This window comes from Shinella sp. GW821-FHT10F02, assembly GCF_058809275.1.
The window spans coordinates 85882-98231 of sequence record NZ_JBXASL010000011.1; the positions used below are offsets into that span (position 1 = coordinate 85882).

The window sequence follows — 12350 nt, forward strand, 5'->3', positions numbered from 1 at the left end:
TCCGTGGTCCAATCAACTCCGGTAGCTTCATCTCCATAGACAGCGGCGCCACGGCGCACCAACCCGAGAGAGGAGAACACCATGTCCGGCAAACTCGAAGTCCTGACCCCGAAGAACAGCCAGCTCATCTTCATCGACCAGCAGCCGCAGATGGCCTTCGGCGTGCAGTCGATCGACCGCCAGATGCTGAAGAACAATGTCGTCGGCCTTGCCAAGGCGGGCAGGATCTTCGATATCCCGACCACCATCACCACGGTCGAGACCGGCTCGTTTTCCGGCCATACCTATCCTGAGCTGCTCGCCGTCTTCCCGGAAAACGACATTCTCGAACGCACCTCGATGAACTCCTGGGACGACCAGAACGTGCGCGACGCGCTGGCGAAGAACGCCGCCAACGGCCGCAAGAAGATCGTCGTCTCCGGCCTCTGGACGGAAGTCTGCAACACCACCTTCGCGCTGTCGGCCATGCACGACACCGACTACGAGATCTACATGGTGGCGGATGCCTCCGGCGGCACCTCGGTCGACGCCCACAAATACGCCATGGACCGCATGGTGCAGGCCGGCGTCGTGCCGGTGACCTGGCAGCAGGTGCTGCTGGAATGGCAGCGCGACTGGGCGCACAAGGAAACCTACGACGCCGTCACCGCGCTGGTGAAGGAACATTCCGGCGCCTATGGCATGGGCATCGATTATGCCGTGACCATGGTCCACAAGGGCGAGGAGCGCGTCCACCACGGCAAGCGCATTGGCCCGAACCCGGCGAAATAAGCCTCCCAGATGCAACGATGCGACCGGTCCCGCGAGGGGCCGGTCGCTGCTTTTTCGGAGACCGCTTTAGCCGCGACCTAATCAGCGCTGAAGCAAACGCTCATGTCGAGCATTTCCGGCGTGCTTTACACCTGTGGTCATGCATCAGCCGCGCGGGCTGAACACCCTGGTAAAGCGAAGAGGACGCCGGCATGTCAGTGGAAAAAGTGGATACGCTCGTCATCGGCGCCGGCCAGGCCGGGGTGGCGATGAGCGAACATCTCGGCAAACGCGGCGTCTCCCATCTCGTGCTGGAGAAGAACCGCATCGCCGAAAGCTGGCGCACCGCGCGCTGGGATTCACTGGTGGCGAACGGTCCGGTCTGGCACGACCGCTTTCCCGGCATGAATTTCGACGATTACCAGCCGGATGAATTCGCGCCGAAGGAGAAGGTCGCCGACTATTTCGTCGCCTATGCCGAGCAGATCGAGGCGCCGATCCGCTGTGGCGTCGAGGTGAAATCGGTGGTGAAGGACGGCGACATTTTTCGCGTGGAGACCTCCGAGGGCGCAATCGAGGCGCGGAACGTGGTCGCCGCCACCGGCGCCTTCCAGCGACCGATCATCCCCACCGTCGTGCCGGCGGAAACGGGCATCATGCAGATCCATTCGCATGCCTATCGCAATCCCGGCCAGCTGCCGGAGGGTGCCGTGCTGGTGGTCGGCGCCGGTTCCTCCGGCACGCAGATCGCCGACGAGCTGCTGCGCTCCGGCAAGTCCGTCTACCTCTCCATCGGTCCGCACGACCGGCCGCCGCGGCGTTATCGCGGCAAGGATTTCGTCTGGTGGCTGGGCGCGCTCGGCATCTGGGATCTCAAGGTCCCCGCCCCCAACACCGAACATGTGACGATCGCCGTTTCCGGCGCCTATGGCGGCAACACCGTCGATTTCCGCAGGCTTGCCGCGCGCGGCATGACGCTGCTCGGCCGGGCGGAGACATTCGAGGACGGCAAGCTGCATTTTGCCCCCGACCTTGCAAAGAACATCGCGCTCGGCGACGCCAACTATCTCTCGCTGCTCGACCAGGCCGACGCCTATGCGACCCGGAACGGCCTCGACCTGCCGGAAGAGCCTGAGGCCCGCGAGATGGAGCCAGACCCGGCCTGTGTCACCGACCCGATCCTGACGCTCGATCTCAAGGTCGCTGGCATCACCGCGATCATCTGGGCGACCGGCTATGCGCAGGATTTCGGCTGGGCGAAACTCGACGCCTTCGACGAGAAGGGCCGGCCGGTGCACGAGCGCGGCGTCTCGAAGGTGCCGGGCCTCTATTTCGTCGGCCTGCCCTGGCTGTCGCGCCGCGCCTCCTCCTTCATCTGGGGCTGCTGGCACGATGCGGATTATCTCGCAGGCTACATCGCCGAAGGGCAATCCAGCCGCTCCAGCAAGAGCGCCTGACGGTCCCCTATCGAGCAGCGTCCCGGGCCGTCGGGGCGCGGCGTGCCGCAAGCAGGAAGCGAGTTGACCATGATCCGCAACCCAGATCCACGCGAGGTCCCTGCCTTTCCATCCTCCGGCAGCGAGGCTGCCCTTTCCCCGCGCATGAATCTGTTCCTTAATTGGCGGCTCAACAAGGATACAGACATGGTCTTGCGCTTCACGCTTCGGCAACTGGAATATCTCGTCGCGGTCGGCGAGTACGGCTCGGTCACGGAAGCCGCCGAGCGGGTGAACGTGTCGGCGCCCTCCGTTTCCGCCGCGATCTCCCAGCTGGAGCGGGAATTCGGCATCACGCTCTTCGTGCGCCGCCATGCGCATGGTCTGTCGCTGACGCAGGCCGGGCGCATCTTCGTCGACCAGGCCCGCCAGATTCTCGGCGAGGCGGCGAAGCTCAACGCGCTCTCCAACGAACTGACCGGGCAGATCCGCGGGCCGCTGCATGTCGCCTGCCTCGTCACCTTCGCGCAGGCCGTCATTCCCTCGCTGCGCCGCGCCTTTTCCGATACCTATCCGGATGTCGATTTCTTCCAGTACGAGCGCGACCATGCGCGCATCCTCGAAGGCCTGCGCATGGCGCGCTTCGACATCGCGCTCTCCTATGATCTCGACATTCCCGCTGACATGGAATTTCACGAACTCGCCGTGCTGCCGCCCTATGCCGTGCTGCACGAGGAGCATCCGCTGGCGGGCCGCAGCGACGTGACGGTGGAGGATCTGGCGCCGCACCCGATGATCCTGCTCGACCTGCCCTATAGCTCCGCCTATTTCCTCTCGCTCTTCCGCGAGGCGGGGCTGACGCCGCATATCGTCGAGCGCACGCGCGACATGTCGGTGATGCGGGCGATGGTCGCCAACCGCTTCGGCTATTCCATCGCCAATATAAGGCCCGTCTCCACCTATGCGCTGGATGGCGGCAAACTCTCCTTCGTCTCGCTCAACGGTAACCTGCGGCCCATGCGCATGGGCATCATCGCCATGCGCGGCGCAAGCCCGCCGCTGACCGTGCGGCGCTTCATCGATTTCTGCGGCGAAAAGATCCTCGGCATGGGCATGGACCTGCCGGTTTCCGCCGACGACACCCCGGAACAGAAAGGCATTTCATGACCACGACCGATTGGCGCAGCCGCGCCGCGAGCCTGAAATTTCGCAACGGCCTCTATATCGACGGCGGCTTTCGCGAGGCCGCGAAGGGCGGGCTCTTCGAGACGGTGAACCCTGCCAATGCCCAGGTGCTGACGGCCGTCGCGCGCGGCACGGCCGAGGACATCGACGCCGCCGTCGCCTCGGCGCGCCGTGCCTTCAACGATGGCCGTTGGTCGGGAAAATCGCCGGCCGAGCGCAAGGAGGTGCTGCTGCGCCTTGCCGCCCTCATCCGCGAGAACGTGCCGGAACTGGCGCTGCTCGACACGCTCGACATGGGCAAGCCGATCAGCGACAGCACGACGATCGATGCGCCCGGTTCCGCCCATTTCTTCCAGTGGCATGCGGAAGCCATCGACAAGCTCTATGACGAGATCGCGCCGACCGGCCGCGGCGACCTCGCGCTGATCCGCCGCGTGCCGCTCGGCGTCATCGGTGCCGTCGTGCCGTGGAATTTTCCGCTCGACATGGCGACCTGGAAGCTGGCGCCGGCGCTCGCCACCGGCAATTCCGTGGTGCTGAAGCCGGCCGAGCAATCGCCGCTGTCCGCCCTGATGCTGGCGGAACTGGCCTCCGAGGCCGGCCTGCCGGATGGCGTGCTCAACGTCGTGCCCGGCTTCGGCGAGGATGCCGGCCGCGCGCTGGGCCTGCACCCGGATGTCGATGCGCTGGTCTTCACCGGCTCGACCAAGGTCGGCAAGCTCTTCATGACCTATGCCGGGACAAGCAACATGAAGCAGGTCTGGCTGGAGACCGGCGGCAAATCGCCGAACCTGATCTTCGCCGACGCCGATCTCGACAAGGCGGCCGAAATGGCGGCCTTCGGCATCCTGTTCAATTCGGGCGAAGTCTGCTCCGCCAATTCCCGCCTGCTGGTGCACCGCTCCGTGCAGGAGGAATTCACGCAAAAGCTGATCGCCGCCACCGCCGCCTGGCCGCTCGGCGATCCGCTGGACCCGGCGACCCGCATGGGGCCGCTGGTGGAAAAGACCCATGCCGACCGCGTGGCGGGCTATATCGACATCGGCCGCACGGAAGCCCGCCTCGCCCACGGCGGCGCGCGCGAGACGCGCGACGGTTCGGACTGCTATATCCAGCCGACGATCTTCAACGACGTGCCCGCCGACGCCCGCATCGCGCGGGAGGAAATTTTCGGCCCCGTGCTCGCCATCACGCCCTTCGACCAGGACGAGGAGGCGCTGCGCATCGCCAATGACAGCGAATACGGCCTCGCCGCCTCCGTCTGGACGCGGGACCTGTCGCGGGCGCTCTCCGTGTCCGACCGGCTGAACGCCGGCACGGTTTCGGTGAACACCGTCGACGCCCTCTCCGCCATGACGCCGTTCGGCGGCATGAAACAGTCCGGTTTCGGCCGCGACCTCTCGCTGCACAGCTTTGACAAGTATTGCGCGCTCAAAACTGTGTGGGTCAAATACTAGGCACCTGCCCGCCCCGCGGCACGGCGCTGCCTACGCCATGAGCATATGAAGCGATGGTTCCCGAACGCAACGGAAGGCGCTATCGGGAGCCGGCATCCGCTTCGCCGCAACGACTTGAAAAGACGAGAGAATTTTCCGGCCGTCTTTGCTCGGCCGGCCCTTCGCGCCAGGATTGAAATCTGGCGCAACCACACGGAAGCCCTTGATTAGTCTGAACCTAATCCCTGTTTCCGGAACGCGTCATTTACCAAGACCCCTTCGCCCAATCCAATAGGCCCTGTAAAACCCCGAGGACTGCCATGCGCGACGCCAAATACGATATCCTGTTCGAACCTCTCGCGATCGGCCCGCACGTCGCGAAGAACCGGTTCTACCAGGTGCCGCATTGCAACGGCGGCGGTTACCGCGACCCCTCCGCCGCGGCCGCCATGCGCGGCATTAAGTCCGAGGGCGGCTGGGGCGTCATCTTCACCGAGCAGACCGAGATGCACCACACCTCGGAAATCACGCCTTTCATCGAACTGCGCCTGTGGGAGGACAAGGACATTCCGGGCCTGCGCCGCATGTCCGACGCGATGAAGGTGCACGGCGCGCTCGCCGGCATCCAGCTCGCCTATTCCGGCATCAACGGCCCGAACTTTTACACCAAGGAAGTGCCGCTCGCCCCCTCCGCGCTGCCGATCCGCACCTTCACCAACGACCCGGTGCAGGCCCGCGCGCTGGACCGCACCGATATCCGCGACCTGCGCCGCTGGTTCGTCAACGCGGCGAAGCGCTCGAAGATCGCCGGCTTCGACCTGATCTGTCTTTACGGCGCGCACGGCTTCGGCATCTTCCAGCACTTCCTGTCGCGCGCCACCAACCAGCGCACCGACGAATACGGCGGGAGCCTCGAAAACCGCTCGCGCTTCGCCCGCGAAGTGGTGGCCGATATCCGCGACGCGGTCGGCGACACGACCGCGATCACCATGCGCGTCAGCCTCGACGAGACGATCGGCGAACTCGGCTTCTCCAATGCCGAAGTGCGCGAATTCGTCGAGATGAATGCCGACCTGCCGGACCTCTGGGACCTCGCGCATGGCGCCTGGGAAGACTGTTCCGGCCCCTCCCGCTTCAAGGAGGAGGGCGCGCAGGAGATCCTGGTCAAGGGCATCCGCGAACTCTCGACCCGCCCCGTCGTCGGCGTCGGCCGCTTCACCTCGCCGGATGTGATGGCGCGCATGATCCGCCAGGGCATTCTGGATTTCATCGGCTGCGCCCGCCCCTCGATTGCCGATCCCTTCCTGCCGAGGAAGATCGAGGAAGGCCGCATCGAGGATATTCGCGAGTGCATAGGCTGCAACATGTGCATCACCGGCGACATGACCATGTCGATCAGCCGCTGCACGCAGAACCCCACCTTCATGGAGGAATGGCGCAAGGGCTGGCACCCCGAACGCATGAACGAAAAGGGCGAGAGCCAGACCGTGCTCGTCGTCGGCGCCGGCCCCGCCGGCCTGGAGGCCACCCGGGCGCTGGCACTGCGTGGCTACGACGTGACGCTCGCCGAAGCCACCACGACGCTCGGCGGCCGTGTCGCCCGCGAACGGCTGCTGCCGGGCCTCTCCGCCTGGGGCCGTGTCGTCGATTACCGCCAGTACCAGATCAGCCAGCGCACCAATGTCGAGACCTATTTCGACAGCCGGCTCACCGCCGAGGACGTGCTCGCCTTCGGCTTCGAACATGTCGCCATCGCCACCGGCTCGCACTGGCGCCGCGACGGCGTCGCCCGCCAGCATGTCGTGCCCATGCCGATCGACCCGGGCATGACCGTCTGGACGCCCGACGACATCATGGGCAAGGTCCACCCGGAAAACCTCGCGGGAAAAACCGTCGTGGTCTATGATGACGACCACTATTACATGGGCGGCGTCATGGCCGAGGTGATGGCCAAGGCCGGCGCCAAGGTCATCCTCGTGACGCCCTCCGCCTACGTTTCCGACTGGACGCGCAACACGCTGGAACAGGGCGCGATCCATGTGCGCCTCGACGATCTCGGCGTCGACATCCGCCTCAACCGCGGCGTCACCGCCATCCGCGCCGGCGAGGTCGAGACGAACTGCACCTATACCGGCCGCCGCAAGGCCATTGCCTGCGACGCCGTCCTCATGGTCGCCTCGCGGCTTTCGGAAGATGCGCTCTACAACGATCTTCTCGCCCGCCAAGGCGACTGGGCGGATGCCGGCATCAAGAGTGTAAAGATCATCGGCGATGCCGCGGCACCCGCCCCCATCGCCTGGGCGACCTATGCCGGCCATCGTTATGCGCGGGAGCTCGACACGCCCGACATCGGCGATGCCCTGCCGTTCCGCCGCGAAGTCACCCAACTCGAACCGGCATGAGGAACGGGTCATGAGCAAGGCCATCGAAGTGAAATCGGTCTCGAAAAGTTTCGGGACCTATCAGGCGCTGAATTCCGTCAGCTTCGACATTGGCGGCAACGAGTTCTTCACGATGCTCGGCCCCTCCGGCTGCGGCAAGACCACGCTTTTGCGCATGCTGGCCGGCTTCGAAAGCCCGAACAGCGGCTCGATCCTGCTCAATGGCCGGGAGGTCGTCGACATCCCGCCACACAGGCGCCGCGTCAACACGGTGTTCCAGAGCTACGCGCTCTTCCCGCACATGACGCTGGAGCAGAACGTCGCCTATGGCCTGGAAAACCTCGGCTGGGAGAAGGTGCGCATCAGGAACCGCGTCGGCGAAATGCTGGAGCGCGTGCACATGTCGGCGATGGCCAGGCGCAAGCCCGCCCAGCTTTCCGGCGGCCAGCGCCAGCGCATCGCGCTCGCCCGCGCGCTGGCGCCCGAGCCGGAAGTGCTGCTGCTCGACGAACCGCTCTCCGCCCTCGACCTGAAGCTGCGCCAGGCGATGCGTGACGAGCTGCGCACCCTGCAACGCGACACCGGCATCACCTTCGTCTTCGTCACGCACGACCAGGAAGAGGCGCTGGACATGTCCGACCGCATCGCCGTGCTCGGCGGCGGCGAGGTGCAGCAGATCGGCACGCCGACGGAAATCTACGAGGAGCCGGTCAACCGCTTCGTCGCCGATTTCGTCGGCGAGACGAACTTTCTCGACGTGGAAGTGCTGGAAAGTGCCGCCGGCCAGGCGACCATCCGAACCCCCTTCGGCCTGTCGATCACCGTGCCGTCACCCGGCCATGCCGCCAAGGGCCGCGCGACGCTGTCGGTGCGCCCGGAGAAGATCAACCTCGGCGACCAGGCCCAGGGGATCACTTTCGAGGGCCGCATCACCAACAAGAACTATATGGGCGGCTACACCCATTACACGCTCGACGTCGCCGGCACGGAACTGCGCGCCTCGCGCCGCAATGCCTCGCGCGAAGGCGACACGATCCCGCTCGGCGCCACCGTTCCCGTCGGTTTCGTCGCCGGCTCCGCCCGGGTGCTGGCGGCATGACCGACACCGCCCTCCACGCCCCCGCCGGAACGGACAGCGCCCCCCGCGCCCGTTTCTGGCATGACCTCTCCTTCTGGGGCCTGCTGCCGTCCTGGCTGCTGATGGGCTTCGCGCTGATCCTGCCGATCGCCATCATCGCCGCCGTCTCCGTCGCCACGCGCGGCGCCCATGGCGGCTTCGCCTGGGATTTCAACCTTGCCGGCTATCGCCAGATCCTCTGGAACGAAGGCTGGACGGGCGAGCTGGAATTCACCCCGCAATATCTGCTGATCATCGCGCGCACCTTCCTGCTCGCCGGCGCCACGACGCTGATCTGCCTCGCCTTCGCCGTGCCGGTCGCCTATTTCATCTCCCGCCAGCCGCCGGGCCGCAAGGCCATCCTCGTCTATCTCGTGACGCTGCCCTTCTGGGTCTCGATGATTCTCCGCGTCTACGCCTGGATGATCATCCTCGGCAAGGACGGCACGCTGCCGAAAGCTCTGGAATTCCTCGGTTTCCCCGCCGGCATGAGCTTCATGTTCAACGACGGCGCGACGCTGACGGCCATGGTCTACACCTACATGCCCCTGATGGTGCTGCCGGTGTTCGCCTCCATCGAGAAACTGGATGGCACGCTGATCGAGGCCTCGCACGACCTCTACGGCAACCGCTGGGTGACGCTGCGCCGCGTGATCCTGCCGCTGACCGCGCCCGGTATCATCGCTGGCGCCATCCTCGTCTTCGTGCCTTCGCTCGGCGCGGTGCTGGAGCCCTCGCTGATGGGCGGCGGCAAGGAGATGATGATGGGCACGCTGATCCAGCTGCAATTCGGCGGCGGCCGCAACTGGCCGTTTGGCGCGGCCATCGCCATGGCGCTGATGGCGCTCGTCATGCTCTTCCTGGTCTTCACGGCGCTCCGCGCCGCCCGCAGGGAGGCCGCCCAATGAGCCTCCACCACGACGTCAAGCGCTATCCCGGCCTCGGCCCCCTCACCGCGCTGTTCTTCGTCTATCTCTACGCGCCGCTCGCCGTCATCGTCGTCTATTCCTTCAACGCCAACCGGGTTGCCGGCGTCTGGACGGGGTTTTCGACGCAATGGTACGCCTCCGCGCTGAACAATGCGGCGCTGATGAACGCGCTTGAAACCTCGCTGATCGTCGCCGCCATCGCCACCACCGTCTCCACGCTGATCGCGCTGTCCGCGGCGCTCGCCATCATCCGCGGCAAGAATGTGCGCTTCCGCAAACTCTCCGAGACCGTCGTCAACCTGCCGCTGCTGCTGCCGGAAATCGTGCTGGCCGTCGCGACCCTCATCCTCTTCTCGCTGATCGATGTGCAGAACGGCATGCTGCGGCTCACCATCGCGCATTCCGCCTTCTGCACGCCCTTCGCCTTCCTGCCGATCCGCGCCCGCCTGCAAGGCATGTCGCTCGACCTGGAAGAAGCGAGCGCCGACCTTTACGCCGACCGCTGGACGACCTTTCGCCGCATTACGCTGCCGCTGATCTTCCCCGGCGTCTTTTCCGGCGCGATGCTCGCCTTCCTGATCTCGATGGACGACTTCATCACCTCGAACCTGCTGTCGACCGGCGGCTCGACGACGCTTCCCGTCTACATCTTCTCGCTGATCCGCGCCGGCACCTCGCCGGAGCTGAATGCCATCGCGACGCTGCTGATCCTGGCGTCGCTCATCCTCGCCACCGTCGCCCTGCTGGTTGCGGCGCGGGGCGCCCGAGAGACTGCCTGAGCCATAATCCCAGAACCATAATCAAGAGAGGAACGACCATGAAAAAATACCTAGCCGCCACCGCACTCGCCCTGTGCTTCGCCACCGCCGCGCACGCGGAAGGCCAGCTCAACATCTACGCCTGGGCCGAATCCATCTCGCCTGCGCTGATCGAAAAGTTCTCCAAGGAGAACGACGTGAAGGTCAATGTCGACAGCTTCACCTCCAACGAGGACCTGCTGACCAAGCTGCAGGCCGGCTCCTCCGGCTACGACATCGCCACGCCCTCGCAGCATTTCCTGCGCGTGATGATCGATGAGGGCATCATCGAGAATTTCGAGGCCAACAAGCTGAAGGCCTTCGAGAATGTCGAGGAGAAGTGGCGCAATCAATGGTGGGACGAGAAACAGGAATATTCCATCCCCCTCGCCTATGGCACCGCCGGCTTCGTGGTGAACACCGCGCAGTACAAGGGCCCGACCGACAGTTTTAAATACTTCTTCGAGCCGGATGGCGAGCTGAAGGGCAAGATCGCCATGCTCTCCTATCCCGACGAGATCATCGGCGCCGCCCAGCTCTATCTCGGCGTGCCCTTCTGCTCGGAAGACCAGGCGGAGATGAAGAAGGTGCTGGACCTCTTGATGGCGCAAAAGCCTTCGGTCGCGGTCTACTCCTCTGACAACATCGCAAGCCGACTATCCTCCGGCGAAGTGTCGGCGCATTTCTGGTGGGACGGCGATTCGCTGCGCGCCCGCGTTGCCGGCTCGCCGGTCAGCCTCGCCATGACGAAGGAAGGCCTCGTCGGCTGGATGGACAGCCTGGTCATCCCCAAGGGTGCGCCCAACCGCGACAATGCGATCAAGTTCATCGAGTTCATGTCGACCACGGAAAACGCCACCGAGCAGATGAATTTTTACGCCCATTCCTCGCCGATTAAGGTCATCCAGGACAAGGTCGTCTACACCAAGGACAAGGCGCCGGAGCTCTATCCGGAGGTGCCGATCACCTTCTCGCGCACTTGCTCGGCAGCGGCGCAGGACCTGGTGACGCGCGTCTGGACGCAGCTTCTGCAGTAAGCCCGCCGCCGCGCCGCGGGTCACTGCGGCGCGGCCTTACCATTCATACCCATCAAAGGAGACATCCATGCCCGTGCACACCCGCATCCGCCCGTTCAACACCAAGGAAACCTATCCGGAGCAGAAGCTGAACAACGATCTCTGCCAGGCGGTGGTGGCAAAGGGGGCGACGGTGTTCGTGCGCGGGCAGATCGCGCAGGATCTCGATACGCGCGAGAGCCTGCATATCGGCGATGCCGGCGCGCAGGCGCGCAAGGCGATGGAAAACATCAAGATGCTGCTGGAAGAGGCGGGCTCCGACCTCAGCCATATCTGCCGCGTCGTCGTCTATTTGATCGATATCCGCTACCGCGAGGCCGTCTATACCGAGATGGGCAAGTACCTCCAGGGCGTCTTCCCGGTCTCGACGGGCCTCGTCGTCTCCGCGCTCGCCCGGCCGGAATGGCTGGTCGAGATCGAAGCGACCGCCGTCATTCCCGACGAAGGCTGAGGAGGGCACCATGACCTTTTCCGTCTCCGGCCGCTGCGCCGATACCGGCATGTTCGGCATCGCCGTCTCCTCCTCCTCGCCGAGCGTCGCGGCACGTTGCGCCCATGTGCGCGCCGGTGTCGGCGCCGTCTCGACCCAGAACGTCACCGACCCGCGCCTCGGCCCGAAGGGGCTGGACCTGATGGCCGGCGGCCTCTCCGCCGAAGCCGCCCTCGAACGGCTGATCGCCGAGGCTCCCCATATCGAATACCGCCAATTGGCGCTGGTAGACGCGCAGGGCGGCACCGCCGCCTATTCCGGCGCGAAGACGCTCGGCACCCACGCCACCGCACGCGGCGACAACGTGGTCGCCGCCGGCAACATGCTGACGACCACCGACATCCCGCAAAAAATGGTCGAGGCCTTCGAGGCCGCGAAAGGCCAACATCTCGGCGACCGCCTGATCGCCGCCATGCGCGCCGCCATCGCCGCGGGTGGCGAGGAAGGGCCGGTGCATTCCATGGGCCTCGTCATGGTCGACACGGTATCGTGGAACGTCGCAGACCTGCGCGTCGACTGGACGGACGGCGACCCGATCGAGGAATGCGCGGCGCTGTGGGAACGCTGGCGCAACGAGATGGACGCTTATGTGACACGCGCGCTGAACCCGAGCGGAGCGCCGAGCTATGGGGTGCCGGGGGATTTGTGATCTGCCGTGACAGTGCGGCACCCTCCCACTGATCTCCACCCTTGTGGGGGAGATGTCGGCGAAGCCGACAGAGGGGGGTGGCGACGGTTCGGCAAAATCAGCCG

The 12350-nt window shown here is 65.3% G+C and carries 11 protein-coding genes; all 11 read left to right on the top strand.

Annotation, left to right across the window (positions count from 1 at the left end; translation table 11 throughout):
- Window positions 1-81 precede the first annotated feature (81 nt).
- The 11 genes from AC1RWL_RS29320 to AC1RWL_RS29370 all read left to right on the top strand — a co-directional run bounded on the left by AC1RWL_RS29320 (window position 82) and on the right by AC1RWL_RS29370 (window position 12246).
- Window positions 82-771 (top strand): hydrolase, encoded by a 690-nt coding sequence (locus AC1RWL_RS29320; protein ID WP_493096932.1) that lies wholly within the window; start codon window positions 82-84, stop codon window positions 769-771.
- A 191-nt stretch (window positions 772-962) separates the two neighbouring features.
- Window positions 963-2207 (top strand): flavin-containing monooxygenase, encoded by a 1245-nt coding sequence (locus AC1RWL_RS29325; RefSeq protein ID WP_493096931.1) that lies wholly within the window; start codon window positions 963-965, stop codon window positions 2205-2207.
- A gap of 186 nt (window positions 2208-2393) precedes the next feature.
- Complete coding sequence (locus AC1RWL_RS29330; protein WP_493096930.1) at window positions 2394-3353, top strand: LysR family transcriptional regulator; 960 nt, start codon at window positions 2394-2396, stop codon at window positions 3351-3353.
- Entirely contained in the window at window positions 3350-4828 is a 1479-nt protein-coding gene (locus AC1RWL_RS29335; RefSeq protein ID WP_493096929.1) for an aldehyde dehydrogenase, read from the top strand. Before AC1RWL_RS29330 ends, AC1RWL_RS29335 begins: the two co-directional genes overlap by 4 nt.
- A gap of 299 nt (window positions 4829-5127) precedes the next feature.
- Window positions 5128-7209 carry an oxidoreductase gene (locus AC1RWL_RS29340; RefSeq protein WP_493096928.1) on the top strand — a complete coding sequence of 694 codons (2082 nt, stop codon included), beginning with the start codon at window positions 5128-5130 and terminating at the stop codon, window positions 7207-7209.
- A 10-nt stretch (window positions 7210-7219) separates the two neighbouring features.
- Window positions 7220-8287: an ABC transporter ATP-binding protein gene (locus tag AC1RWL_RS29345; RefSeq protein ID WP_493096927.1), complete on the top strand. Its 1068-nt coding sequence runs from the start codon at window positions 7220-7222 to the stop codon at window positions 8285-8287.
- Window positions 8284-9213 (top strand): ABC transporter permease, encoded by a 930-nt coding sequence (locus AC1RWL_RS29350; RefSeq protein ID WP_493096926.1) that lies wholly within the window; start codon window positions 8284-8286, stop codon window positions 9211-9213. Before AC1RWL_RS29345 ends, AC1RWL_RS29350 begins: the two co-directional genes overlap by 4 nt.
- Window positions 9210-10013 carry an ABC transporter permease gene (locus AC1RWL_RS29355; protein WP_493096925.1) on the top strand — a complete coding sequence of 268 codons (804 nt, stop codon included), beginning with the start codon at window positions 9210-9212 and terminating at the stop codon, window positions 10011-10013. The genes AC1RWL_RS29350 and AC1RWL_RS29355 overlap by 4 nt, the downstream gene beginning before the upstream one ends.
- 38 nt (window positions 10014-10051) lie before the next feature.
- A complete protein-coding gene (locus AC1RWL_RS29360) occupies window positions 10052-11068 on the top strand; it encodes an extracellular solute-binding protein (RefSeq protein WP_493096924.1) in 1017 nt (338 codons plus the stop codon).
- Window positions 11069-11135: 67 nt separating this feature from the next.
- The gene (locus tag AC1RWL_RS29365; RefSeq protein ID WP_319316115.1) at window positions 11136-11558 is read left to right on the top strand and encodes a RidA family protein; all 423 of its coding nucleotides are present in this window, start codon (window positions 11136-11138) and stop codon (window positions 11556-11558) included.
- A gap of 10 nt (window positions 11559-11568) precedes the next feature.
- Window positions 11569-12246, top strand: coding sequence for a DUF1028 domain-containing protein (locus tag AC1RWL_RS29370; protein WP_493096923.1), 678 nt, complete (start codon window positions 11569-11571; stop codon window positions 12244-12246).
- Window positions 12247-12350: the final 104 nt, after the last annotated feature.

Coding starts and splice junctions, on each gene's coding strand:
- AC1RWL_RS29325 (WP_493096931.1), top strand. CDS start 963: ATGTCAGTGGAAAAAGTGGATACGCTCGTCATCGGCGCCGGCCAGGCC.
- AC1RWL_RS29360 (WP_493096924.1), top strand. CDS start 10,052: ATGAAAAAATACCTAGCCGCCACCGCACTCGCCCTGTGCTTCGCCACC.
- AC1RWL_RS29350 (WP_493096926.1), top strand. CDS start 8,284: ATGACCGACACCGCCCTCCACGCCCCCGCCGGAACGGACAGCGCCCCC.
- AC1RWL_RS29355 (WP_493096925.1), top strand. CDS start 9,210: ATGAGCCTCCACCACGACGTCAAGCGCTATCCCGGCCTCGGCCCCCTC.
- AC1RWL_RS29340 (WP_493096928.1), top strand. CDS start 5,128: ATGCGCGACGCCAAATACGATATCCTGTTCGAACCTCTCGCGATCGGC.
- AC1RWL_RS29335 (WP_493096929.1), top strand. CDS start 3,350: ATGACCACGACCGATTGGCGCAGCCGCGCCGCGAGCCTGAAATTTCGC.
- AC1RWL_RS29370 (WP_493096923.1), top strand. CDS start 11,569: ATGACCTTTTCCGTCTCCGGCCGCTGCGCCGATACCGGCATGTTCGGC.
- AC1RWL_RS29320 (WP_493096932.1), top strand. CDS start 82: ATGTCCGGCAAACTCGAAGTCCTGACCCCGAAGAACAGCCAGCTCATC.
- AC1RWL_RS29365 (WP_319316115.1), top strand. CDS start 11,136: ATGCCCGTGCACACCCGCATCCGCCCGTTCAACACCAAGGAAACCTAT.
- AC1RWL_RS29330 (WP_493096930.1), top strand. CDS start 2,394: ATGGTCTTGCGCTTCACGCTTCGGCAACTGGAATATCTCGTCGCGGTC.
- AC1RWL_RS29345 (WP_493096927.1), top strand. CDS start 7,220: ATGAGCAAGGCCATCGAAGTGAAATCGGTCTCGAAAAGTTTCGGGACC.